Source organism: Halobacillus litoralis (assembly GCF_020524025.1).
GTDB classification, from domain to species: Bacteria; Bacillota; Bacilli; order Bacillales; family Halobacillaceae; genus Halobacillus; species Halobacillus litoralis_D.
Genome location: NZ_JAIVKN010000004.1, coordinates 197,879 through 221,743 on the forward strand (window position 1 = coordinate 197,879; position 23,865 = coordinate 221,743).

The 23,865-nt window shown below is 43.4% G+C and carries 22 protein-coding genes; 19 read left to right on the forward strand and 3 right to left on the reverse strand.

Annotated elements, in window-relative coordinates; genetic code table 11:
* The first annotated feature begins 107 nt into the window (after positions 1-107).
* Genes gsiC through LC036_RS15150 form a run of 4 tightly spaced genes read left to right on the forward strand, consistent with a single transcriptional unit; the run spans position 108 to position 3,874 of the window.
* Complete coding sequence (gsiC, locus tag LC036_RS15135; RefSeq protein ID WP_226584607.1) at positions 108-1,037, forward strand: glutathione ABC transporter permease GsiC; 930 nt, start codon at positions 108-110, stop codon at positions 1,035-1,037.
* The gene (locus LC036_RS15140) at positions 1,037-1,915 is read left to right on the forward strand and encodes an ABC transporter permease subunit (RefSeq protein WP_226584610.1); all 879 of its coding nucleotides are present in this window, start codon (positions 1,037-1,039) and stop codon (positions 1,913-1,915) included. The genes gsiC and LC036_RS15140 overlap by 1 nt, the downstream gene beginning before the upstream one ends.
* A gap of 13 nt (positions 1,916-1,928) precedes the next feature.
* Complete coding sequence (locus LC036_RS15145; protein ID WP_226584613.1) at positions 1,929-2,903, forward strand: ABC transporter ATP-binding protein; 975 nt, start codon at positions 1,929-1,931, stop codon at positions 2,901-2,903.
* Entirely contained in the window at positions 2,900-3,874 is a 975-nt protein-coding gene (locus LC036_RS15150) for an ABC transporter ATP-binding protein (protein ID WP_226584616.1), read from the forward strand. Before LC036_RS15145 ends, LC036_RS15150 begins: the two co-directional genes overlap by 4 nt.
* Before the next feature lie 205 nt (positions 3,875-4,079).
* On the opposite strand, the gene LC036_RS18525 is transcribed toward LC036_RS15150, so the two are convergent.
* Entirely contained in the window at positions 4,080-4,214 is a 135-nt protein-coding gene (locus LC036_RS18525) for a hypothetical protein (protein WP_264188397.1), read from the reverse strand.
* Between the two features lie 67 nt (positions 4,215-4,281).
* Between LC036_RS18525 and LC036_RS15155 the strand changes: the two genes are divergently transcribed.
* The 5 genes from LC036_RS15155 (at position 4,282) to LC036_RS15175 (ending at position 8,127) form a co-directional block, all read left to right on the forward strand.
* A complete protein-coding gene (locus tag LC036_RS15155; protein ID WP_226584618.1) occupies positions 4,282-4,437 on the forward strand; it encodes a hypothetical protein in 156 nt (51 codons plus the stop codon).
* Between the two features lie 38 nt (positions 4,438-4,475).
* Positions 4,476-4,667 (forward strand): hypothetical protein, encoded by a 192-nt coding sequence (locus LC036_RS15160; RefSeq protein ID WP_226584621.1) that lies wholly within the window; start codon positions 4,476-4,478, stop codon positions 4,665-4,667.
* 88 nt (positions 4,668-4,755) lie between these two features.
* Entirely contained in the window at positions 4,756-5,481 is a 726-nt protein-coding gene (locus LC036_RS15165) for an alpha/beta hydrolase (protein ID WP_226584624.1), read from the forward strand.
* A 154-nt stretch (positions 5,482-5,635) separates the two neighbouring features.
* On the forward strand, positions 5,636-7,087 hold the full coding sequence (locus LC036_RS15170; RefSeq protein ID WP_226584626.1) for a protein adenylyltransferase SelO: 1,452 nt from the start codon (positions 5,636-5,638) through the stop codon (positions 7,085-7,087).
* A gap of 146 nt (positions 7,088-7,233) precedes the next feature.
* On the forward strand, positions 7,234-8,127 hold the full coding sequence (locus LC036_RS15175; RefSeq protein ID WP_226584628.1) for a cupin domain-containing protein: 894 nt from the start codon (positions 7,234-7,236) through the stop codon (positions 8,125-8,127).
* A 94-nt stretch (positions 8,128-8,221) separates the two neighbouring features.
* Here LC036_RS15175 and LC036_RS15180 read toward each other — a convergent pair whose 3' ends face one another.
* A complete protein-coding gene (locus tag LC036_RS15180) occupies positions 8,222-8,398 on the reverse strand; it encodes an antitoxin VbhA family protein (RefSeq protein ID WP_226584630.1) in 177 nt (58 codons plus the stop codon).
* Between the two features lie 306 nt (positions 8,399-8,704).
* Here LC036_RS15180 and LC036_RS15185 point away from each other — a divergent pair, with 306 nt between their 5' ends.
* The 9 genes from LC036_RS15185 to LC036_RS15225 all read left to right on the forward strand — a co-directional run bounded on the left by LC036_RS15185 (position 8,705) and on the right by LC036_RS15225 (position 21,455).
* Complete coding sequence (locus tag LC036_RS15185) at positions 8,705-10,225, forward strand: alkaline phosphatase (protein WP_226584632.1); 1,521 nt, start codon at positions 8,705-8,707, stop codon at positions 10,223-10,225.
* 33 nt (positions 10,226-10,258) lie between these two features.
* The gene (locus tag LC036_RS15190; protein WP_226584634.1) at positions 10,259-10,885 is read left to right on the forward strand and encodes a sortase; all 627 of its coding nucleotides are present in this window, start codon (positions 10,259-10,261) and stop codon (positions 10,883-10,885) included.
* A gap of 270 nt (positions 10,886-11,155) precedes the next feature.
* Positions 11,156-12,028: an iron uptake system protein EfeO gene (gene efeO / locus LC036_RS15195; RefSeq protein WP_226584636.1), complete on the forward strand. Its 873-nt coding sequence runs from the start codon at positions 11,156-11,158 to the stop codon at positions 12,026-12,028.
* A 71-nt stretch (positions 12,029-12,099) separates the two neighbouring features.
* A complete protein-coding gene (efeB, locus tag LC036_RS15200) occupies positions 12,100-13,380 on the forward strand; it encodes an iron uptake transporter deferrochelatase/peroxidase subunit (RefSeq protein WP_226584637.1) in 1,281 nt (426 codons plus the stop codon).
* 219 nt (positions 13,381-13,599) lie between these two features.
* On the forward strand, positions 13,600-15,402 hold the full coding sequence (locus tag LC036_RS15205; RefSeq protein ID WP_226584639.1) for an FTR1 family iron permease: 1,803 nt from the start codon (positions 13,600-13,602) through the stop codon (positions 15,400-15,402).
* Positions 15,403-15,869: 467 nt separating this feature from the next.
* On the forward strand, positions 15,870-18,959 hold the full coding sequence (locus LC036_RS15210) for a GNAT family N-acetyltransferase (RefSeq protein WP_226584649.1): 3,090 nt from the start codon (positions 15,870-15,872) through the stop codon (positions 18,957-18,959).
* On the forward strand, positions 18,956-19,810 hold the full coding sequence (locus LC036_RS15215) for an amidohydrolase family protein (protein WP_226584651.1): 855 nt from the start codon (positions 18,956-18,958) through the stop codon (positions 19,808-19,810). Before LC036_RS15210 ends, LC036_RS15215 begins: the two co-directional genes overlap by 4 nt.
* Positions 19,811-20,113: 303 nt before the next feature.
* Complete coding sequence (locus LC036_RS15220) at positions 20,114-20,542, forward strand: MarR family winged helix-turn-helix transcriptional regulator (RefSeq protein WP_226584653.1); 429 nt, start codon at positions 20,114-20,116, stop codon at positions 20,540-20,542.
* A gap of 112 nt (positions 20,543-20,654) precedes the next feature.
* A complete protein-coding gene (locus LC036_RS15225) occupies positions 20,655-21,455 on the forward strand; it encodes a pirin family protein (protein WP_226585218.1) in 801 nt (266 codons plus the stop codon).
* Positions 21,456-21,546: 91 nt separating this feature from the next.
* Here LC036_RS15225 and LC036_RS15230 read toward each other — a convergent pair whose 3' ends face one another.
* A complete protein-coding gene (locus LC036_RS15230) occupies positions 21,547-22,425 on the reverse strand; it encodes a dimethylarginine dimethylaminohydrolase family protein (protein WP_226584655.1) in 879 nt (292 codons plus the stop codon).
* 179 nt (positions 22,426-22,604) lie between these two features.
* On the opposite strand from LC036_RS15230, the gene eis reads away from it, so the two are divergent.
* On the forward strand, positions 22,605-23,813 hold the full coding sequence (eis, locus tag LC036_RS15235) for an enhanced intracellular survival protein Eis (RefSeq protein WP_226584657.1): 1,209 nt from the start codon (positions 22,605-22,607) through the stop codon (positions 23,811-23,813).
* Positions 23,814-23,865: the final 52 nt, after the last annotated feature.

Below are 23,865 nucleotides of genomic sequence, written 5' to 3' on the forward strand. Positions count from 1 at the left end.
CTTAAAAAGTATTTGACGAAGGTGAAGATAATGGAAAAGCTTCTCTTTAAGGGGGATCTCCATGACGTTGTTATTTCTTTTCATTAATAAGAAAAAGGAGGGAGACCATGCTGAAGTATAGTATAAAACGAATTTTAGGCATGATTCCGTTATTGTTTGTCATATCCGTCATTGCCTTTTTATTCGTTCATTTAATTCCCGGTGATCCTGCCCGCTTAATTGCCGGCACCGATGCAACCATCGAGGAAATTAAAAATATCCGTGAAAAATATGGGTTGGATGAGCCACTTTACCAACAGTATGTGGATTATATGGCGAATCTCTTTCAAGGGGATTTGGGGACGTCCATCGTAAGCGCGCGTCCTGTTATGGATATGCTCGCTGAGCGTTTCGTTCCGACGCTTTCTTTAACGTTTGCCAGTATGTTCTGGGCGTTACTGTTTGGACTGCTGATCGGTGTGATTTCTGCTGTTAAGCGAAATAAATGGCAGGATCATTTGACGATGTTCCTAGCCGTCTCCGGGGTATCTATTCCGTCATTCTGGCTTGGACTGATGTTGATTCAATTGTTCTCCGTCCAGCTTGGCTGGTTCCCGACAGGAGGTATTGGTGGAATTGAATCGTATATTCTTCCATCTTTAACGCTTGGAGCAGGTGTAGCTGCTATTATTGCCCGATTTACTCGTTCCTCATTAATGGATGTGTTGAAAGAGGACTATATTCGTACTGGACGAGCCAAAGGATTAGCAGAGTTTAAGGTTATTAACAGACATGCGTTACGGAACGCGATGATTCCAGTTGTAACAATGTCGGGGCTGCAATTTGGGTTTCTTCTCAGTGGCTCGATTATTACGGAGACAATATTCAGCTGGCCGGGACTTGGGCGGCTGCTTATTAATTCGATCACAGCGCGTGATTATCCAGTAATTCAGGCGGAGATTTTATTGTTTTCTCTTGAGTTCTTATTAATTAACTTACTGGTTGATTTACTCTATGGATTCTTGAATCCGAAAATACGTTACGAGGAGGGGTCCTGATGGCTGAAGCTAATGTTCATATGGAGGAACAGAAGAGAGTGACACCTTTTCAGCAATTTTGGAGCTCTTTCAAAAAGCAGAAGGTCTCTTTTGCAGCAGGTGCTTTTCTCTTACTCTTGTTTATTGTAGCCATCATCGGTCCCTATATCGCCCCATATGAGCCCAATGAACCGGACTATAATCAGTTGTTATCCGGGCCGTCCTGGCAGCACCTGGCTGGAACCGATGACTTCGGTCGTGATATCTTCAGTCGTATTCTGCACGGAGCAAGAATCTCTTTGGCTGTGGGATTATCCTCTGTTCTTTTAGGGGCGGTTGTCGGAACTGTTTTTGGAGTGATTAGCGGCTACTTTGGAAAATGGATAGATAGTGCAATTATGCGCGTGATGGATGTTCTGCTCGCTTTTCCTGGAATGCTGCTTGCAATTGGCATCATCGCTATTTTAGGACCGGGTCTTGTCAATGTTGTGATGGCAGTAGCCATATTCAGTGTTCCTGTATTTGCCCGGATTATAAGGAGTAACACGCTCGCCATTAAATCCACCTTATATGTGGAAGCGACGCAGTCCATCGGTTCATCACACTGGCGGACGATTTGGAAACACATCTTTCCTGGAACGGTTTCGACGTTGATTGTCTATTTTACTATGCGTATTGGTTCGGCTATTCTGATCGCAGCTGGACTAAGCTTTCTTGGTCTCGGTGCAGATCCTTCCACACCCGAATGGGGGGCGATGCTTAGTAATGGGCGGAGTTATTTAAATAATGCTCCCCACGTTACGTTTTTCCCGGGATTGGCTATTTTCCTGACAGTTCTGGCCTTTAACTTATTGGGAGATGGGTTACGTGATGCACTCGATCCGAAAATTAGAGAATAAGGAGGGAAAGGTTATGTCCAACCCTATATTGTCAATAAATCAAATGTATACGAGCTTCCATGTCGACGGTGAAACGATACCTGCTGTTGAAGGGATTGATCTTTCCCTCTATCCCGGCGAAATCGTTGGTCTTGTTGGAGAATCCGGGAGTGGTAAAAGTGTGACGTCCTTATCCGTCATGCAGCTTTTGGAAGGTACGCCGGGTAAAGTGACTGGCGGGGATATTCTTTTTGAGAATCAAAACTTACTGGAAATGACCGATCGGGAAAAGAGGAAGCTGCGAGGTAATGACATTTCTATGATTTTTCAGGAGCCAATGACTTCTTTGAACCCCGTAATAAAAATTGGGAAGCAGTTAGTCGAAGCTATCCGTGAGCACCAGTCTATTTCCAAGAGGGGCGCTGAGAAACATGCTGTCTATATGTTAGATCAAGTAGGCATTCCAAGAGCGGAAGAAATTATGAAAGAGTATCCGCATCAGCTGTCTGGTGGAATGCGGCAGCGTGTCATGATTGCGATGGCAATGTCTTGTGATCCGAAGCTTCTCATAGCCGACGAACCGACAACAGCTCTTGACGTAACGATTCAGGCCCAGATTCTTGATGTCATGCGTAACATGAGGGATGAACATCATACAGCTATTCTGTTTATTACCCATGATTTAGGAGTCATTGCGGAAATGTGCGATCGAGTGGCCGTTATGTATGCCGGGCGGATTGTGGAGCAGGGGACCGTTTATGAGATCTTTGAAAATCCAAAACACCCTTATACAAAAGGGCTGCTCGGCTCAATCCCTAAGATTGGCAGCCGTGCGGAGCGTCTGGATTCCATTAAGGGACAGGTTCCTACAGCGGAAGACCGTCCCAAAGGATGTAAATTCGCCAATCGGTGCCCGTTTGTCTACAAGCACTGTTGGGAAGAAGAGCCTCCGCTCTTTGATGGAGAAAATCGATGCTGGCTGCACGAACAAAAGGGGGAATCGCTATGAAAAAACCTCTTTTACAAGTGGAAGGTTTGAAAAAGCATTTTGTCAGTCAAAAAGGGTTCAGTAAACGCTCAAAACAAATCGTAAAAGCGGTGGATGGAATTTCTTTTGATATTCAGGCAGGAGAAACATTTGGCCTTGTAGGGGAGTCGGGATGCGGAAAATCAACGACAGGCCGAATGATTATGCAGATGTTAGAAGCGACAGAAGGGACTGTAACCTTTGATGGCAGGCGGATGGATACAGTGAGCGGCCAGGAATTGAAAAAAGCCAGAAAAGATTTCCAAATGATCTTTCAGGATCCTTATGCTTCGTTAAATCCGCGTATGACTGTTCGGGATATTATCGCTGAGCCTTTGATCGTTCACCGTTTGGAAGAAGGTAAAGGGATTGATCAGCGAGTGTATGAACTACTGGACACCGTTGGTCTGCCAAAAAAAGCCGCAGAACGGTATCCGCATGAATTCAGTGGCGGACAGCGTCAGCGAATTGGAATTGCAAGGGCTCTTGCGGTTAAACCAAAGCTGATTATTGCAGACGAACCAGTTTCTGCGCTGGATGTGTCCATTCAATCACAGGTGCTGAATCTATTAAAGGATTTGCAGGATGAATTTGACCTGACCTACTTATTTATTGCTCATGATCTGAGTGTGGTCGACTTTATTTCCGATCGTATTGCTGTGATGTACTTAGGAAATATCGTGGAAATTGGAGAGAGGGATGATGTGATTCAAAACCCTCAGCATCCTTACACTAAGGCCTTACTGTCTGCAGTACCTGTCCCGGATCCACGTGCCAAACGAGAGCGGATTGTATTGGAAGGTGATCTGCCGAGTCCATCTAATCCACCTTCTGGATGTCCTTTTCATACAAGATGTCCGTTTGCATGGGATCGCTGTAAGAATGAAGTACCAAAGCTGCAAAGAGGGAAGGAATCCAGTCAATTGGCTTCCTGCCATTTGTTGGATGGATAATAGTAAAACAAGCTTCTCTGTAGATGCAGGGAAGCTTGTTTTTTTATAACAATGCTCTCTTCATGAAAGCGTGATCAGGTTTTGATTCAGGTAAAACGTAAGCATAAATTCCCTCCCTGACCATGGGAGCCACCCGCGGACATCTATAAAGCTTATAGATTTTGTCTTATCAATGACTGATGGAAGAAGATTCTTCTTCTGATCTTCACACCCGGTCATTAGAGTGATACATATAATCAGCCTCCTTTGTTCGATACTCTTTCATCCAGTTCCTTTCTTCTTCGCGTTCAGCTGTTTCGTGGTAGGATGGAATAAATAGGAGGAGCGGAAATGCTGTCATGACTATTCGCTTACGTGCTGACAAGATTAGAATTCTATTATTAAGAATCTTGAAGGAGGAGAAATTTATGGGAACGGCACTATTTGCAGCTGCTCTTTTAGTTATTGCTTTTATATTTAGGCGGCTCAGGATTTTGAGCAGAAACTCAAGTATCCAGGTGGAACAAAACGAACGGATATTAAAACACTTGGAAGAATTAAATCGGAAATCTTCCGATGCATGACTGAAGGAGTATATCTTATTTTATAAGGGGGCGGGGTGGTGGAGGTTTTTGCAATAATCATCATGGTTGTCGGTTTAACCTTAGCTCCTCTCATTGGTTTTTTCTACCCTGGATGGCGCGAAATAAAAGGAAACCCCTTATCTGAGAAAGAACTGTATGGGATTAGAATGTTGGGGATCGGTGTCTTATTAATCTGCTTCGTTATCAGTCAAGTAGGATTCAGGGGGTAGAGGGAAGCATCTATGAACATATTTGGAACGGATTCTTTTAGATAAGAGTTTTGCAGTCTTATCAAACCAGATGAAGAGGGGAGCACTTATGAAAAAAGTATTTAAATATGTGCTGTTAAGTATGGCTGCACTCATTGTTGCTGGTGGTACAGCTTTTTATATATGGGCACAGCAAACCTATGAACCTTCTCAAATGCTGCAGCGCTTAGCTGGTGATGCAGTTAAAGAGGATGGATGGGTTCTTTATGAACCGGAAGAAAAGAATAAGGCAGGGCTTATCATATACCCGGGAGCAAAAGTAGAGCCGGAAGCATATAGCTACATCGCACAGCAGCTTTCTAAGCAGGGGTATGTGACAGGAATACCTGAAGTAACCCTCAATTTGTCAATGCTGAGCACAAACAAAGCCGAAGAAATGATCGCTCGGTATCCCTCAGTTGAAGAATGGTATATAGGTGGTCATTCCCTTGGTGGTGTATCAGCAGCTTCCTTTGTTCATCAACACTCTGATACGACCGACGGTTTAATCTTCCTTGCCTCCTATCCAAGCAGCGGCAGTGATTTTAGTGATACAAATGTCCCTGTTTTATCGATCTATGCAGAAAAGGACGGCTTAACAACGGAAGAGAAAATAAACGAAACGAAAGAACTCTTATCAAGTGAGAAGACCACTTTTTATAAAATAGAAGGCGGTAACCATGCACAATTCGGTATTTATGGTGAACAAAAAGGGGACAATAAGGCGGATATACCAGTGAAGGAGCAGCAGGATATCATTGTCCGGGTCATTCTCGATTGGCTGCAGGATAGATAGACATCTACTTAACTGGAAATACCGTTGTAACTGAGTAGTGAGTGAGACAATGATTAGGAGAATCTTAATCGATCAAAACGAATATAAGTACATCCGCAGAGGGGTTATGATACTGTGGATGTAGGATAAAGACAGAACAAAAGAAGGAGATTCCATGACACAAGAAAATAAGCCTGGATGGAAATTAGAACAGAGCTATACTCAATTACCGGATCTATTTTATACAAGAATGGAGCCGACAAAGGTAGAGGCTCCAAAACTGGTTGTCTTCAATAAATCACTTGCTGAAAATTTAGGGCTTGCTAATGAACCTGATATTAAAGTGCTTGCAGGTAATGAATGGCCGGAAGGATCTTTGCCGATCGCACAGGCTTATGCGGGACATCAATTCGGGAATTTCACCATGCTGGGAGATGGCCGCGCTGTTCTATTAGGTGAGCAGGTGACTCCAAAAGGCACACGTTTCGATATTCAATTGAAAGGGTCTGGTCCCACCCCTTATTCCCGCGCAGGCGACGGCAGGGCAACGCTTGGACCGATGCTTCGTGAATATATGATTAGTGAAGCGATGCATGGCCTTGGAATACCGACAAACCGAAGTCTTGCTGTGGCAGCGACGGGGGAGGACGTCCGGCGTGAAACAGATCAGCCTGGAGCTGTGCTGACACGTGTGAGCGAAAGTCATCTTCGTGTAGGAACTTTCGAGTATGCCGTTCAATGGGGCACGGTGGAAGATCTTCGCCTATTAGCTGATTATGCGATTCAACGTCATTATCCAGAAGCACTGGAGGATGAAAATAAATATCTTTCTTTTTATAGGAAAGTGGTTGAACGTCAAGCTTTCTTGATTGCCAATTGGCAGCTGGTTGGTTTTATTCACGGAGTAATGAATACGGACAATATGACAATCAGCGGGCAGACGATTGATTATGGACCATGCGCGTTCATGGATGTGTATGACCCAAAAACAGTTTTCAGTTCCATTGACCATGAAGGGCGCTATGCCTATCAAAACCAGCCCGCAATTGGGCAATGGAACTTAGCCCGCCTTGCAGAAACGCTGCTTCCACTTATTCATCACGATCAAGAACAGGCGGTCCAGATCGCTCAGGAGGTTCTTTCTGATTACGGAAAGATTTATAATCGAGCCTGGCTTAATGGAATGAGGGCGAAACTCGGAATGATCACTGAAGAAGACCAGGATAAAGCGCTGATTGAAGACTTGCTTGAGATTATGGAAACGAATGGAACGGATTACACTAACACGTTCCGCGCGCTGACTCTTGATCAAACGGAGCGTTTGGAAATGGCAGGGATAACCACTTTCGTTAACTGGCATAAACAATGGAAGAAAAGGTTGGAAAGACAACCTCAGTCAGAAGCAGAGGCGTTCTCTCTTATGAAAAGATCCAATCCATCCGTCATTCCAAGGAATCACCTTGTTGAAGAAGCGTTGGAAGCGGCTGTTGAACGCAAAGATTTTCGTGTGATGGAACGGTTAATGGAAGTACTGAAAGATCCTTACGCCTACACACAGGAACAGGATTTGTATACCGACCTTCCAGATCCTACTGATAGACCATACCGTACTTTCTGCGGGACATGAATTCAAGGAGACCAACATAAAGAAAGCCGGCCTTTTCAGGGCCGGCTTTCTTTATGTTGGCTGGATAATTATGGACATGTGATACGTACATTCATTCCTATTTCTGCATAGGATGAATTTATAACTTTGAGAAGGGGAAGAGTCCATTGTATTTTAATCCTCATACCTATTTAGGTAATGCCTCCTCGAATACCCGGTCATCTATAACAAGAAGCAGCCAGGACAATCACCAGCAAATTTCTGAAAAGATCCTTGCGGCCATTAAGGGAAAGGCTGAATCCAGCGAACTTTACAGCCGTTTAGTTAATCATGCACCTAATGAACAACATCAACAGGAAATTATTCGAACGTGGCAGGAAGAGAATGCCTATTTGCAGGAATTTTCCCGCCTGTATACCTCCATGACGGGCAGCCCGCCTTCCTACTCTATTGAACCCATGACGTGTGATACTTATGAAGAAGGTATCCAAAGAGCTTATGAGAGCGAATTGAAGAATTATGAGAACGACCAAAAAATGTACCACCTCGCTCAGTCAATGCCAATCTCCAACGTCTTTTCAAATGCGTGCCAGACTGAAGTTGAACACGCCAATCGCTTCCAAGCGTTGTCGACTCAAATCAATCGCGATATTCATTTGGAAGATTACGGGAAGAAGCCTTATGTCGTGAACATTGATAAAGCGACGATTCAAAATGATACGTATCGAACAGCGATCTGGACTGGTGAGCACTTACAAGTAACCCTGATGAGTATCGGGGTGGGAGATGACATTGGTCTCGAAGTCCACCCTGATGTTGATCAGTTCCTGCGAATTGAGCAGGGGCAGGGGATCGTTCAAATGGGGGATAAGAAAAATCAATTAGACTTTGTAAAAGAAGCATACGAAGATTCTGCCATCATGGTTCCTGCAGGTAAGTGGCATAATTTGACCAACACGGGTGATCGTCCACTTAAGCTTTATTCCATTTATGCACCGCCTGAGCATCCGTTTGGTACAGTGCATAAGACGAAGGCAGATGCTGTGGAGGCAGAAGAATAGGGGCTAGAAGACGCGGGTCTATTCAGACACCGCGCCTTTTTTGATTTCTTAAGCATAAAGGTAGAAAAGGACATACGATAGGTTAAATCTAATCTTACCGTTTAGCTTGTTTTGCGATAGCCAGGGCTTGTCTTTCAAACTCTGCTTCAGTTATTCTTCCTTCCAATACGTCCTTAACCAGTTGATTCATTTCTGGTGTGACATTCAGGCCTTCCACTTCAAGGGAGTATTTTGCATTCTTCATCGCACTTTCCAGGTTATTCACTTTCACAAATACCACCTCTATTTTTATATCTTACATTATAGATGAAACCATTCATTCTAAAAATAAAAGTTTGACCAACCATTCTGCTCATATGAAAGTAAGTAGAAATGGATTGGATATTTTTTCTGGTTCTTGTATTTTTAAACGCATAGGGAAAAGTAAGTAAGAAACCTCCTCTTATTCTACATGTATTTACAAAAGCTTCATGTTTTTTTACATAAACGTAGTGTTAAATTAGTCCGCTATTTACACTTGGTCACTAAGATTGTGTATGTAATATTAATAATCTTATTCATTCGGAGGGAAAAAAATATGAAGAACAGTGTAGCTAAAAAAGTGCTGTCCGTTACAGCGTTGTCTTGTTTGTTTTTTGGATCATCAGTCGGAGCGTCCAACACGGATTATGTAAGTGCATCTGAGAAAACAGAAGATGTGAAAAATGTCATTTTCATGGTTGGCGACGGCATGGGGCCTGCATATACAACAGGCTACCGGTATTTTAAGGATGATCAAAGCACAGTTGAAATGGAAGATACAGCCTTTGACCCTTATCTTGTAGGAATGCAGTCGGTTTACTCCGCAGACCCATTCCATGATGGTGGAGAAGATGACGAAAAAGAAAATATCCCGGATTCGGCAGCAACCGCTACGTCGATGAGTTCAGGAGTTAAAACGTATAACGGAGCTATTGCTGTTGATATGGAACAGAAAAACACGAAGACTGTGTTAGAAGAAGCGAAAGAAAAAGGCATGTCTACGGGACTGGTTTCTACTTCACAAATTAACCATGCCACTCCAGCTGCATTCGGGACACATGATGTTTCCCGTCATAATTACGATGCAATTGCGGACGATTATTACGATGATATGATTAACGGCGAACACAAAGTCGATGTACTTCTTGGTGGAGGAACGGATTACTTCGAAAGAGATGACCGTGATCTTACAAAAGAATTTAAGAAAGACGGTTATGATTATGTCACGACAACAAAAGAACTAACGAAGACAAAAGATGAACAAATCCTTGGTCTTTTTGCTCCGGTCGGATTGGACAAGGCGATTGATCGTCCGGAAGAGCAGCCTTCACTTGAGCAGATGACGGAAACCGCGCTTGACGCTCTTAAGGAAAATGAAGATGGTTTCTTCCTTATGGTTGAAGGAAGCCAGATTGACTGGTCTGGACACGACAATGACGTTGTCGCAGCTATGAGTGAAATGGAAGATTTCGAGAAAGCTTTCCAGAAAGTAATCGAATTTGCGAAACAGGATGAAGAAACCCTTGTTGTAACAACTGCAGACCATTCTACCGGTGGTTTGACTGTTGGAGCGAATGGCCCTTACAAATGGGATCCTGATGTCATCAAGGCGGCTAAGAAAACCCCTGATTACATGGCCAAACAGATTGTAGAAGAAGGGAAAGATATTGAGGCTACACTTAGCGAAAATATCGAATTCGATGTAACAGAAGAAGAGCTTGCGTCTGTCAAAGAGGCATTCGAAAACGCTAAAGAAGATGAAAAAGTGACAGAGGTAGATAATGCCATTGAATCTATTTTCAATGAACGTTCCGGTACAGGCTGGACGACAAGTGGTCACACAGGCGTAGATGTTCCTGTTTATGCATATGGACCTGCTTCTGACATGTTCGCTGGTCATATCGATAACACGGACAATGCGAAGAACATCTTTAAAATCCTAGGCGCTTCTGATAACGAAAGCGGAGCACCTCTGGCAGAAACGAATACTAATTATCCTACTGGAATGCTTGTAGGAACAATCATTGCTGGTGCCGGGGCTTTGTTACTCTTCAGAAGAAAAAACGTGAAAGCATAATTCAATAATAACGGGTGTTAAAGGAGAATTCCGATGGTCAAGAAACTATCCATTGTCTTCATTATAATGGGACTTTCGATTGTCATCTTAAATGGATATCAATGGTGGACAGAAAGCAGGGTGGCCTCCTTTGACCCTGAATTAGAGGAAGAGAGATCCCTCTCTTCCTCTTCTTTAAATCAAGCTGCCGGAGTAGAAAATAAAAAGGTAAACCACCTTTCGGCAGAAACAATCACTGATTATCAAACAGGTGAACATGTAGGAGAGTTGGTGATTCCTCGATTGGGCAAACGCTATCCTGTGTTTTATGGAGCAGATCAAGCTACGCTGAAAAAAGGGGTCGGTATGTATGATACTCCTTTTACCACTTCTCCATCTGAAGGGGGACATACAGCTCTTGCCGGTCACAGGGAGACGACGTTTGTTGGCCTTGACGCATTAGTTGAAGGTGACTTTATTTACGTAACAGAAGGGGTTACTGAATACAAGTATCAAATTAACAACATCTGGGTGACTGATTCAGAAGATACTTCTGTTATAGTATCGAAATCAAAACCAACGCTCACATTGACCACCTGCTATCCATTTGACTTTATCGGCTCTGCTCCGAAGCGTTTTATCGTGCAGGCAGATTTAGTAAACAGTAGAAAAGTAGAGTAAAGTTATCAGCCTCTTTCCTAGATGAAAGGGGCTTTTATTTTTAGGTTTTGTTAAAGTTTAGTGTTGTTTTTTTATTTAAGGTTTGGACAAGTAAAGAGAAAGATGAAGAATGGAGTTCAAACGAATGTTTTCGTGGACTTTAGTCGAGTGTAAGGTGGGGCTGGTTAAAATGACAGAATCTTGAACAAATCCTTTACATGAGAATGGTTATCAGTATACTATATTAGTAGATACTGAAAATCATTATCACTCACGGAGGATTTAATACATATGAAAATATCTAAATTGATTTATACATCTTTACTCATACCAACTTTACTATTTACAGGCTGCAGTTCAGATCAAGAAGCTGAGGGGAAAGAACAGAACGAAAACAGCGTTAAGCAGACAGAACAAACGAACACAGACGCCCAGAATAAGCTGGAGGAAGCGGTTGCGCAATATCGTCAATATGGACTTGAGCAAACGGATGTATTTGTTGAGAAGACAGAAAAGTTTGTGGAAGCTGTTAAAGCTGGTGAGCTTGAGAAAGCGAAAGAACTTTACCCAGTTGCAAGAATGCCATTTGAGCGTATTGAACCGATTGCAGAATCCATGGGCCAGCTGGATCCTAAGATTGATGCACGTGAAGGAGATGTCCCGGAAGAAGAGTGGACGGGCTATCACCGCATCGAAAAGATTCTATGGGAAGAGAATCAAACAGAAGGTGCAGAAGAATATGCAGGACAGCTGCTGAATGATGTAAAAGCCCTGCGCGCTAAAGTGGAGCTTGTAGAAGTAGCTCCGCAAACGCTTGTGACAGGTTCTGTTGACCTTCTTAATGAAGTATCTTCATCTAAGATTACCGGGGAGGAAGAACGCTACTCCCATACGGACCTCTATGACTTCGCTGCGAACGTTGACGGAGCGAAGAAAATAGTAGAGCTCTTAAATCCTGTACTGGAGGAAAAGAATCCCGAGCTTGCCGGGACCCTGGACGAACGATTTGAAGGCGTTTATACTGCATTAGAAGATTACAAGCAGGCGGAAGGATATGTCTCCTACACCGATCTAACGGAGGAAGATACACAGAAATTGAGTAAGGCGATTGATGCTCTTGCTGAACCACTTTCCCAAATTGGGATGGTACTAGAAAAATCCTGAGTCCCTCCAAATGACCACTAGATTACAAGTCTAGTGGTTTTGTGCCGTTCATTTATGAAAGGATGGAAATGATGAGTAACGAACACAACCAGTCGAATAAATCAAACAGCAAAATATCCAGGCGTGAAATGTTATATCGAACGGGGGCCGGGGGTCTTGGCTTGTTAATCGGAGCGAGCGGTCTCGGAACTATAACGGCGTTGGGGAATACGAAGAGCGACAAAGAGGAACCAACGTTAAAAGATGATCAAGTTCCATTCTATGGAAAACACCAGGCGGGAATCGTGACTCCACCGCAGACGTATGCATATCTGATTTCTCTTGACCTTACAACCAGTTCCTTAGCGGACGTCCGTCAATTATTTAAAGACTGGACGGTCGCTTCAGAGAAAATGTCTCAAGCTAAACTGATTGATTCTTATGAGGATAACCTTTACGTCCCACCAGCAGACACAGGGGAAGCAGATGGGTTAACTGCTTCCAACCTGACCATTACATTTGGATTTGGTCCAACTTTTTTTGTGAAAGAAGGATCCGACCGCTTTGGACTGGCTGGTAAAAAGCCGGATTGTCTGAAGCCGCTTCCTTCATTTGCTGGTGATCAGATTGAAGATCAGTGGACAGGAGGGGATCTTTGCGTCCAGGTGTGTGCAGACGATAAGCAAGTCGCTTTTCATGCCATTCGAAACCTTATCCGTATTGGTCGCGGAGCCGTTACATTGAAGTGGATGCAGTCTGGGTTCCAACGGACCAACGGATCGAATGTCAAACAGTCCACGCCCAGGAATCTGTTTGGATTTAAAGATGGAACAGTAAATCCACGTTCGAAAGAAGAATTCAATGATATTGTTTGGTCCAACGGCAGGGAAGCTCCATGGATGAAGAACGGCAGTTACATGGTCATGCGCAGGATCCGTATGCTGTTGGAAGTGTGGGACCGTACGCATCTTAGTGAACAGACGAAGACTTTCGGCCGCGACAAAGTATCCGGAGCTGCTTTAGGTCAGAAAGAAGAATTTGACGAAGTTGATTTTGAAAAGAAAGATGAGAATGGGAACTTATATGTACCTTCTGATTCACATATTAAGCTTGCCCGTGGGGACGGTTCACAAAAAATCCTGAGACGTTCGTATTCCTACTCAAGCGAGATGGACCCGACCCGTGCTCAACTGGATGCAGGCTTGTTATTCATTTCTTATCAAAAGGACCCATTTAAACAATTTGTACCGATACAAAAGCGGATGGCAGGTTCTGACCGTATGAACGAATATATCCGTCATATAGGATCAGCTGTATTCGCCTGCCCTGGAGGAACAAACAAAGGTGGATATGTAGGGGATTCAATTTTTTAATCATATCTTACACTATTTATACACGAACGTGTTGTAGAAAGACGATATTGCCCATTTACCCTAAGGAGATCGAAAGGAAGGGGTTCCCTGTCCTTTCATTCCTTTAATACAGGAAAATGATTCTATAAGATGTCCTCTTTTAATCTGCAACCCTGTACACGTAGAAATATCTATAGCGTTTCCTAAGCAATGGAATGAAAAAGGGGAATAGAGGAAAGGATGACAAAAATGTACGCGAAGCGAATAGCTGCACTCGCATGGGGGGCATTTGTTTTCCTGATGTTGATCTCCACTTCGATGACTTCTGTGCAAGCATCTGAGGGGAAGGAAAACCTGTTACCTACGGTCGGCAATGCGCTGGTCGAAGTGAGAAGCGAGGACTATGAAGCACTGAAACAGTCTCTTGATACTTATGAGACGATATGGGAAGAAAGAGAAAACAAAACGAGTTCGGATGAAACCGAAGCTGTAATTTCCGAAGAATTAGAGGCTTCCCAAAAGATGCTTCAATCTTCTTCTATTAATCAGGATCAATTATATGAACGAATTGTGAGCTTAGCTCGAGTGACAGATGAGTACGTTAGTTCATCTGCTGAACAAGCTTCCCAAATTGATCGTCAAGGGCTCCGGAACCTTGCAAAAGATTTAGATCAGCTTCAGTCTGTAGTTGAAAACGGGGATACAGAAAGGGCTCAGGAACTGAACCGGAAATTTGTGTCTTCATGGACTTCCCTTGAGAAGCCGATACGAGAGACAAACGTTAAAGCGTACGGCAATATTGAAACGAAGATGGCTATGGTCCGGGTATCCTTAAATAAAGAACCAGTGGACAAGGAAGAGGCAGAAAATGCAATTGCGGAGCTTAAACTGGCCATTCAGAAGTATTTGGATGGAAAAGTAACGAGCGAATCATCAAGCGGGGAAGATGAGACGATTGCCGGCTTAATTGGTTTACTCGAAAAAACGCAAAAAAATATTAGTCAGAATCAGTTGGATAAAGCAGCTGATCAGATGGAACAATTCATTCAATCCTGGCCGGTTGTAGAGGGGAAAGTCCTGACTAAATCACAAAAAATCTACAACGAGACAGAGGTCACTATGACGAACGTCTTAAGTGCCTTGAGCTCAGACCAGCCGGATCCTGATGGAGCCAATCAGATGATTGATCAAATGAAAAAGGACTTGGAACCATTCTCAGGTGAAAGCAGCTATTCAGCGTGGGATGCTTTCTTTATTCTGCTTCGTGAAGGTATGGAAGCTATCCTTATCATTGCCACTCTTCTTGCATATTTGAGACGAACTGGTAATGAACACCAGCGTGTCTGGGTGTGGAGTGGTTTTGGTGCCGGTCTTTCTTTAAGCACAGGCTTAGCAATTCTTTTGACCATGGTATTCGCCGGCTTACAGTCGGGAACGAATCGCGAGATCATTGAAGGTGTAACAGGGATTGTTGCGGTTATCATGATGTTGTCTGTCGGGGCCTGGCTGCATAAGCAGTCCAATATTCTGGCATGGAATCAATTTGTCAATAAGCAGCTGGATAAAGCCATGAACAAAGGTGCCAAATGGATGCTGGCTTTGATTACTTTTATAGCAGTTTTCCGTGAGGGTGCAGAAACCATCATCTTTTACCTCGGATTAGCGCCATCCATACGCCTTTCCCAGCTTCTGATCGGGATGGGTAGTGCGCTTATCTTCCTGGTTGTCCTGGGAGTACTTATCATCAGATTAAGTGTTAAAATTCCCGTACGTCCATTTTTCTTAGCGGCTAGTATTCTTATTTATTATATTGCTTTTAAATTTGCAGGCGTCAGTGTACATGCATTGCAGATTACCGATATTATTCCGGTTCATCAAATTAAGGGTATGACCACGATTGATTTACTAGGTTTCTACCCAACTTGGGAAACCGTTCTTGTTCAGGCTGCCCTTCTAGCGGTCATTGCCTCTCAATATGCAATGGCTGCTAAAAGGAAGCGGGAATCCAAGCGGGTGGCAGCCCAGGATGAGCAAATATCATAAAGGAAACAACACCCTTGATTAAATCAAGGGTGTTGTTTTTGTATTCATTCCCCTGCTTATAGAGCTGGGGCATATCTTTTCTTAACCTTTTTCTTCTGTAATTTATCCCTGCCTTCAGAAGCGCGCGAAGCATAATCCCCTCCACAATGACATTTCTGAATATTCTTTACTTGGTGATGAGAATCTCATACACTGTGAATGATAAGTCTTTTTTAATACATGGATCTTTTAGGTATGTTTCTTGTTTTCTCTCATTTGTTTTTATTAACTGGGAGGTTCTTCTGTTGCTGCCATTGACATGCGGTGACATCAGATTCCCATTTATCCACTTAGGCATTTCAAAGTTTACTTTTCGAATTTAGTAAAACATGCAAAAGGTGGTGGCGCTGATGAATCAGATCAGACCTATGCACGAGCTTGAAGTGGTGGAAGAAAACCGATAAACAAACGTAATGGAGGATAAATCTATGCAGACATTAAAGGGCGTTAAAATCGTAGAATATCATGAAGGTCTCGCTAAGAGCATTGCGGATATGTGGAATGAAAGCCGGAGTGAGTGGGGTGGCGACGCTGTTGTGACGACAGAGCAGGAGGTAAAGGAGAAAGAAGGAAAGTCTACAAACCTCCACTTATTCCTTGCTCTGATAGAGGACAGAGTCGTGGGTTATTGTGGTCTATCTGAATATAGAGAAGATACGGGCTCGCTTTACATTCCTCTTTTGAACGTTCATCCGGATTATCACGGTAAGAAAATAGGCAGGGCGCTTTTATTAAAGGCTATAGAGAAAACTGTTGAATACGGTTGGCCGCGTCTCGACTTATTTACATGGCCGGGGAATACAAAAGCCGTGCCGCTGTACAAGAAGTGTGGTTTTTTTTGGGAAGAGCGTGATGATACAACACACTTAATGAACTTCATGCCCTTGGTACTTCAAATCGAATGGCTCCGTCCTTTCTTTGAAAGGAATGATTGGTATGAATCCAGTCAGCGTCCGGTAGAGATTAAGCCTGATGGAGTAAAAGAAAATGATCATACGTTCTATGAGTACAAGTGGACAGCGGGGGATGAATTTGTCCGCATACAAATCGAACGGACAGGGAGGGGCATCCGGCTGATTGAGACAGAAAATCTTCTCATAGAGATGAGTCTTCCGCAATTTAAACTTCTTGAGAACGAAGAACATTCTGTGTGTTACCGGGTCGTGAATAAAACCGTAACGCCGGTAAGAATAAATGTTCACGGGTCATCATCCTCCTTAATAAAACATGACTTTGTGGAAGAATTAGAAGTAGAGAAGGAATGGGAGGGAGAACTGCCGCTTCACGTGAGCGTGCCTGCTAGAGAGCCCAGTCCTTGGAAAACACACCCGGTTGTAGAGGCTGATTTTACAATAGACGGTAATACCATCCCTTTTAAAACAGGCGTCTTTCCAATCTATGCAGGTAAAATAAACCTTCGGACGGTTCATAACAGTTGGAGAAAAAATCAACAGGGTACTGTCTATCTGGATTTAGAGAGCAGCCTGGATGAATCATCACGGTGGACAATCCAATTACCTAAACAAGAAGTATTAGACTGGGGGAATTCTGCGGTGAAAGCAGAAGTCGGGAAGAAGGAACGCCTATCCATCCCTGTTCCTGTTACCTTAAAGAAGAATGACTTCCTCTCTGAGGATATTGAGGTGTGTGTAGAATTTGAAAATAGAGAACCATTGACTTTTAAAGCTCCATTGAGGCTGGCTTTTCCGGGGTACGGAGGGAAATTCGGCGGGGAAACACAAAACTACTGGTATGGATATAATGGTCCCTATTTTATTGAGATCGAAAAACGCAATCACTTTATAAAAGCAGGGTCTATTCGATCTAAAGAGGACCCAGTGACAATTATGACTCCCCATCTTGGGAAACCGTTCAGTCAGGAATTTTCAAAAAAAGAGGCTTCATCTGTCGAATATATTCATCTCGCAGAAGCTCTTGTATTAAAAACAACGCTGGAATCAGAGGCTTTCCCATCAGTCCTTTTAAACACGTACATAAAGGTTTATGGGGATGGGCTTGTCGAGATGCATCACGAGTTAATTAATCGAGGAGAGGCGAAAACGGACATGCATCTGCTTCTGCCTGTTTTCCCTATGTATAAGCAGATGGCTTTACCTTTCAAAGATGGTGTTGCTGTAGGTACGGAAGCATTAATTCCATATACAGAATACATCCGTGATCAGGATATATCGGAACCATGGCTGTACACAAGTAATTCGTGGGGCGATACCAAGGCTCTGGGTTGGCCTGAGAATGCGGTTGGCAAGAAGAACGACTGGCGTTTCAGTATTGAATATTCTCTTGGAAAACTTCCAGCACATGAAAAGAGGTGTCTCGGCCCTGTTCAGATTGGTATAAATGCTGTTTCGAACTGGCGTGATTGGCGGGACCTGGTAGTCGGGGAAGGCGGCAGAGAACTGAAAGAGAGACCTTTATATGCTTTGGAAGCATCCGACGGAAGTTTCATATCGTGCGTAGGCGAACAAGTGGTCTATACGTTCCGTTCGCTTCTAACTCCTTATGTCCACGGGTCACTGACAGTAAATGTTGAGGAAGAAACGTTCGTAAAAGAGGCGGTAAGAGAGGATTCTAAAACTGAAATCAATATCAAAATGACTCATCAAACGCCGGGCATCAAGGAGATAAAAGGACGTTTTCGTTCATCCGGACAGGAAGCGGAACTCCACACCCTCCAGCTCGTTCAGAGCCACCAGGGCATCAAGGTAACTGAAGAGGAAGGCCATTGGACTGTGAACAATGGCATTCTTTCCTTCTCTGCCGATGCTGCCTACTACCCAGGTGTTTACTCATTGATGTATGAGAACCGTGAAGCTCTGCATCATCAATACCCTGAAGCAGGTGCTCGAAGCTGGTGGAATCCATGGGGAGGGGGATTACGATACGCTCTCCCGGACGTTAGTGCCTTTTCCATGCTTAAGGAACATACAAACGTCACGGCGGTGGAGAGAATCGATACACTTGGTCAAAGATGGACGGGTCTTTGTGTAACTACAACCATTACAAAACATGAAAAGATGAAAGGCGTCACACTTAAACAGTATACGTTAACGCTGCCTGGTGTTCCGGTTGTCGCTTTATATGCAGAAATTGACCAAGGAGCAAATCGCGCGTTTACAAATGAAAAACTTCTGTTTGAGGCGTTTTTTAAACCTGGAGAAGAATTATCTTCTTGTTATGCACATGTTCCAAAACCAGGGGGTGTTTTCCATACGTATTACGCAGGAGTGGAAGAATATGAACTGGAAAATACACCAGCAGTCTTAATTGGATCAGATGAGCGCAGGGAGAAGCTTACGTACTTATATCCTTCCGTGAAAAAAGAAGCGGGCTGCTACATGAACCAGGATGTTTATTTCATTGAAACCATTCAGCAGTGGCAGGCTGCTTACAAAGATACCGCGTCCGTTGCACCGACATTTCTCTACTATGGAGAAGAGGACCTGCCTCAGGCACACCATCTCTTCCACGGTCTTTCGTTTCAGGCGGAAAACGTATGACCATCATTGATGCTCATGTTCACTTTTCTAACATCCAAAGTTTTATCGACACAGAGCACCAATCCCGTGTTGATTATTCAGGGAAGGGGCTGCGAAAAGAAATGGACGAAGGAGGAGTAGCCCTTTGTATCGGGATGGGCGTGACGGAAACAGAACCAGAGGAGTTCCCTGACCCCCTTGCCGTCTCCCCCATGATGCTCGATTTGGAACCTGAAATCCCAGCCAGCCTTGCTGTATGTCCAGGGATCAACCCATATAGTCTGGATCAGGAGGGACTGGATCGTTTAGAGAAAGAGATTCAGAAGCCCGCTGTTGCAGGCATAAAAATCTACCTTGGGTACTATCCTTTTTATGCCTATGACTCTGTCTATCAGCCTGTCTATGATCTAGCCGCCGCTTATCAAACCCCTGTTGTTTTTCATACGGGAGATACTTACTCTGAACGCGGTCTATTAAAATATGCACATCCGCTGACACTGGATGAAGTGGCTGTAGACCGGAGGGATGTAAACTTTATGATGGCTCATTTAGGAGATCCATGGGTGCTTACTGGAGCGGAAGTCGTATACAAAAACCCCAATATGTTCGCCGATCTGTCGGGGTGGGTCGTTGGTACGAAGGCAGACCTCGATGAAAAACTTGCCGGCGATCATTTTAATCATGTGCGTCACGCGCTTTCTTTTTGTGATCATTATGAGAAACTTCTGTTTGGTTCAGACTGGCCGCTCGTACCTATTAAAGATTATGCGGAATTTATTGGGAACCTTATTCCTTCCAGACATCACGAACATGTATTTTATGAAAATGCACTTCGGTTGTTTCCAAAAATAAAAAACATGATCCAAAGATAATAGCCACCGGCAGTCCTCTGTTAAAAGAGGGAACCATCTTGGAATTATAGTGGCCCTGTCCTTACCTTTTGTCCCATATGTTCCTAAGCAGAAAAAGGGGGGAGTTAAACTTCCTCCTCTCTTAAATAGGAAGAAATTCTTTCTCTGTGTCACCTATTCATATAAGTTGATCCAGACATGAATATGCGGGAAATTAGTCTATGTTCATTCTGTTTTTATTGGGACTTTTGACATCCTATACAGCTCTTATTATACTGATAGTATGTATAGCAACTAGTTCATCGCGAGAGAGAAGGGACCAACATGAGACTACGTTTTCAGGATTATATCAGCATTAAACTGCACCAAACCGACTTGAAGCTGACGGGCTATATTAAATCCCAGCTTCAGCCATACAATCTTGCTCCAGAACAGAATCTAATTATGATGCTGTTATGGGAAAAAGATGGGTTAACACAGAATCAACTGGCAGATTATTTAGGGAAAGATAAAACCAACATAGCTCGTATGGCATCAAATTTGGAAAAAAAAGGATTTATTGAACGAAAGTTCTGCAGTGAAGATCGTCGTTCTTTAGAACTTTACTTGACGGAGAGCGGCCAAGAATTAAAAGAGAAAGTCATCCCTGTCGCCGAATCTTTTAATGATGACGTTACAAACGGGATTACAGAGGAAGAGCTGCAGGAACTGGACAGGCTCCTTTCGAAAATACAGCAAAACATTGAAGGGTGAGGAGCCCTTTTTTGTTCATAGGTAGTCGTTATAGCAACTAAATAATGAGGGAGGATTTATAGTGGCTTTTCAACGGGAGATAAAGGATCACTGGTATGTACAGTATAAGGAAATGGGCTTTCCGGCTATTCAAAAAGGCTGGGTGCTTCCGCCTGAGCGATGGAAGGAGTTTGACCCATTTATTTTAATGGCAGAAGATTGGTTCAAGAAGGGTACATTCCCTGATCATCCCCATCGTGGTTTTCAAACCGTTACTTATGTCATCGATGGTCGGCTTGAGCATATTGATAACGGTGGAGGACGCGATATTCTGGAACCGGGGGATGTCCAGTATATGAATGCCGGCTGGGCAGCTCGACACGCAGAAGACGGTGTCGAAAATGATATCGCACACACCCTGCAACTTTGGCTCAACTTGCCTAAGGAGCAAAAGAAATCAGAAACGATTTATCAAAATGTGTATGGAGAAGAAGCCCCTGTTGTTTCGTTCCGGGGAGGGTCAGTTAAGGTGTTTTCCGGGAGTTTAGCAGGTGTTCAAGGTCCTCTGGATTCCATTGTTCCCATTACTCTCAGTGAGTGGACAATGGCAGAAGATGCAGAATATACCTTGAATATTCCCGGGAACCACCAGGCTTTCTTATATGTTCTGGCCGGTGATATTGAAGTAGGTGAGAATAAGGCTGGGCTTAAAAAACATGGTGTAGGGACTTTAACCTTTAATGAGGATGAAGAAGGGGAGAGTGAACTAAAAATTAAAGCGAATCAACGGCGGTCCAAAGTATTGGTTTACTCAGGTGCTCCTATTCGTGAAGACATTGTTCCTCATGGACCATTTGTCATGAATACCATGGAAGAAATTAAAGAAGCGTATGCGGATTTTCGAAAAGGGAAGTTTGGTCCCCCGGCTGTTTGACGAAATGGGGGAGTGAAAGTTACCCCTCTTTCCATGCTGGTCAGAGATAACTAAAAAATTGAAAGAAAAAGAATCGTAGGTATGTATATATCTACGATTCTTTTTCTTTATCAGAGACTTTCTTCCGCTCTAAAGGCAGGGTGCAGCAGCGGAAGGATCCGCCTGATTTAATTATTTCTGAGAACTGGACAGGAAGGACCTGGAAGCCATTTGAGGTCATCCTTTGGTTTAAGCGTACATTAGAAGAAAGGCTGATTATACGTTGGTGCCCTAAGGAAAGAACATTAGGACCCATAAAAAACTGTTCTTCCTGAGTGACGGGGATTAAAGAAAAGCGGGACCTGAGTTTGTTGAGTCCTTGAGGTGTGAAAGCAGGCGGGTATATAAGCGCTGTACCTTTATCAATGATATTTAACACACAGTCCAGGTGGAGGACGTCACTTTTCAGTGTTAGAGCTTCAATGTTGTCATTTGGTCGTCTGCTTTTTAATTCCTCAACAGCTTCATGTGATGTCCGACCGCTTAAACCGACCCAGATAGTAGAACCATCTAGAAGTACATCTCCCCCTTCAATAGGATGAAGGAACTCTTTCTGATGAGCGATGGATTTATTTATCAGCCACTTTTTTAAATGCACCGTTTCTTTTTGACGTATGGTTTCACTCATGTTCCCTACATAAAATTGATCCTCAATCACAAATCCGATATCCCTTGTAAACACCTGTTCGTTTAACTCATGTATAGCGGGGAGTTGATGTACGATGACTTTGTTTTCTTTTAATACCTTCACAAAGTTTCGGTGCTGGGTTAAAGCGAGACGGGTGTCGATATCAGCATGCTCATAATGTTTCTGTGTTTCATTTATTATGTTGGTAATGCTCATAAATCTAGGTTCTGTCACAATCACTTGGTTAAGCGGATCGTACTCCGTTTTACAATGGATGTTGTGTTTTAGTGCCGCACTCTTCACATAAATAACCTCCATTTAAATATTAGATGATAATTCCCTAAAGTTGAAAATATCAAACTACTTTCTGGTTAGGGAAATTCTATGCGCATCCTTATTTGGGGGGCAGGAATAGGTGGATATTGTTTTATTTCATGGTTGAAAACGGAAAGTGGTAAAATAATGAAAAAGGAGGGGAAGTCATGAGCTTTAAAGAATTAAAAGATTTCGATGCTTTTACAGAGTTGTCCCATCGTTGTTATCCAGGAATGAAGCTTAATACAAGGGAAGAAAAGGAACGATATACACAACATCGAAGGAAAATGGCTGAAAAAGAAGAGATACATACTATTGGCCTTTATGAACGCGGTAGTTTAGCTGGGGCTTATATCGCCTATGACCATCAAATGAACGTGTATGGAACAAAGGTGAAGGCAGCAGGAATTGGTACGGTGGCAGTAGATCTGCCTTATAAAAAACAAGGACATGCCAAGCGGATTATTCAGAAGTTTTTATCCGATGCGCGGGAAGAAGGGCGTATCGTCACGCATTTATACCCGTTTCAGCCTGCGTTCTATAAACGAATGGGCTTTGGTCTAGGTCCCCGCTTATCGACGTTCCAATTTCATCCTTCTCAGCTGCCTGGCTATGATACAGAACTATCTGTGGAAGTGTTAAGGAATGACCAACTAGAAGAAGTAAGAACGTGCTATCATGATTGGGCTGGAGCCAGTCACGGTTCAACGGATATCCCTGATTACGGTTTTACTTTTTTGGAAAAGGAGCACCTGCATACAATTGGAGTCCGAAAAGATAATACGCTTGTCGGATATATGACCTTTGAATTCAAAGAGGGAGCCCATTTCCTCCAAAATGACTTGTATGTAACGAACTTTTTCTATACGACCAACGAGGCTTACCGGGCATTGATTCAGCAGTTACATAATCAAAAGGACCAGGTCCGTTCCATTCATTTTCCTACTTTCGATAATGATTTTGCCTTCATGCTCGAGGATCCTGCCCACATTGATCAACAATTGATATTTTCCATCTACCATAAGGCTGCCACCGAAGGACGTGGCCTGATGTATCGAATCATTGACATCCCTGCCTTTCTTGAGAAGATTAGGAAGCACCAATTCGGTACAGACACTATCAGAATTGGATGGAAAGTGACAGATACACTTCTTGATGAAACGTATGAATCCGTATGGCAGTTTGCGGCAGGACGCCCATCTCTAACCGACCAACCCGCAGAAGCTACCATAGAGATTGACATTGGCAGTTTTTCTTCATTGTTAATGGGGTGTGTCACATTAGAAAGTCTGGAAAAAAGCGGAGCGGCAGTTACAGACAAAGCCATTCGCCTTTTTCAACATCCACACCAGCCAAAGAGTTGGACGTTTTTTTAAAGAGATCCATAAAGGGTCTCTTTTCTTTTGTATTCATTAACCATATCTTTTT

Excerpts from the sequence above, each read along its gene's own strand:
- gsiC (WP_226584607.1), top strand. The coding sequence starts at position 108 with ATGCTGAAGTATAGTATAAAACGAATTTTAGGCATGATTCCGTTATTG.
- LC036_RS15140 (WP_226584610.1), top strand. The coding sequence starts at position 1,037 with ATGGCTGAAGCTAATGTTCATATGGAGGAACAGAAGAGAGTGACACCT.
- LC036_RS15145 (WP_226584613.1), top strand. The coding sequence starts at position 1,929 with ATGTCCAACCCTATATTGTCAATAAATCAAATGTATACGAGCTTCCAT.
- LC036_RS15150 (WP_226584616.1), top strand. The coding sequence starts at position 2,900 with ATGAAAAAACCTCTTTTACAAGTGGAAGGTTTGAAAAAGCATTTTGTC.
- LC036_RS18525 (WP_264188397.1), bottom strand. The coding sequence starts at position 4,214 with ATGACAGCATTTCCGCTCCTCCTATTTATTCCATCCTACCACGAAACA.
- LC036_RS15155 (WP_226584618.1), top strand. The coding sequence starts at position 4,282 with ATGGGAACGGCACTATTTGCAGCTGCTCTTTTAGTTATTGCTTTTATA.
- LC036_RS15165 (WP_226584624.1), top strand. The coding sequence starts at position 4,756 with ATGAAAAAAGTATTTAAATATGTGCTGTTAAGTATGGCTGCACTCATT.
- LC036_RS15170 (WP_226584626.1), top strand. The coding sequence starts at position 5,636 with ATGACACAAGAAAATAAGCCTGGATGGAAATTAGAACAGAGCTATACT.
- LC036_RS15185 (WP_226584632.1), top strand. The coding sequence starts at position 8,705 with ATGAAGAACAGTGTAGCTAAAAAAGTGCTGTCCGTTACAGCGTTGTCT.
- LC036_RS15190 (WP_226584634.1), top strand. The coding sequence starts at position 10,259 with ATGGTCAAGAAACTATCCATTGTCTTCATTATAATGGGACTTTCGATT.
- efeO (WP_226584636.1), top strand. The coding sequence starts at position 11,156 with ATGAAAATATCTAAATTGATTTATACATCTTTACTCATACCAACTTTA.
- efeB (WP_226584637.1), top strand. The coding sequence starts at position 12,100 with ATGAGTAACGAACACAACCAGTCGAATAAATCAAACAGCAAAATATCC.
- LC036_RS15205 (WP_226584639.1), top strand. The coding sequence starts at position 13,600 with ATGACAAAAATGTACGCGAAGCGAATAGCTGCACTCGCATGGGGGGCA.
- LC036_RS15210 (WP_226584649.1), top strand. The coding sequence starts at position 15,870 with ATGCAGACATTAAAGGGCGTTAAAATCGTAGAATATCATGAAGGTCTC.
- LC036_RS15215 (WP_226584651.1), top strand. The coding sequence starts at position 18,956 with ATGACCATCATTGATGCTCATGTTCACTTTTCTAACATCCAAAGTTTT.
- LC036_RS15220 (WP_226584653.1), top strand. The coding sequence starts at position 20,114 with ATGAGACTACGTTTTCAGGATTATATCAGCATTAAACTGCACCAAACC.
- LC036_RS15225 (WP_226585218.1), top strand. The coding sequence starts at position 20,655 with ATGGGCTTTCCGGCTATTCAAAAAGGCTGGGTGCTTCCGCCTGAGCGA.
- eis (WP_226584657.1), top strand. The coding sequence starts at position 22,605 with ATGAGCTTTAAAGAATTAAAAGATTTCGATGCTTTTACAGAGTTGTCC.